General features: G+C 47.0%; 1 protein-coding gene. It reads left to right on the top strand.

Features of this window, described 5'->3' with window-relative positions; translation table 11 throughout:
* On the top strand, positions 1-496 hold a 496-nt coding region (locus KIV40_RS33450; protein WP_285353713.1), incomplete at both ends, for an ABC transporter substrate-binding protein.

Genomic DNA, 496 nt, shown 5'->3' with positions numbered 1-496 from the left:
TAAAGATAAGTCAGAGCTAGTGAAGCACGGTAACTCGTTCGCTTCGACTAACGTTTCTGGTACAGGTCCATTCATCGTTACTGAGCGTGAGCAGGGCGTAAAAGTTCAGTTCAAACGTTTTAACGATTACTGGGACACAGAGACAAAAGGTAACGTTGATAACCTAACGCTAGTACCAATCAAAGAAGACGCAACGCGTGTAGCAGCACTTCTTTCTGGTGACGTAGACATGATTCACCCAGTAGCACCAAACGATCACAAACGTGTTAAGAATGCGAAAGGCATCGACCTTGTGACGCTACCTGGTACTCGTATCATTACGTTCCAAATGAACCAAAACAGCAACGAAGCAGTGAAAGACGTTCGCGTTCGTCAGGCGGTTGTTCACGCAATCAACAACGAAGGTATCGTTAAGAAGATCATGAAAGGCTTCGCAACAGCTGCTGGTCAGCAAAGCCCAACAGGCTACGCTGGTCACAACGAGGAGCTAGTGCCA

Source organism: Vibrio sp. D173a, assembly GCF_030248475.1.
Note: the sequence above shows the minus strand (reverse complement) of the source record. Positions and strands in the feature narration are given on the sequence as shown.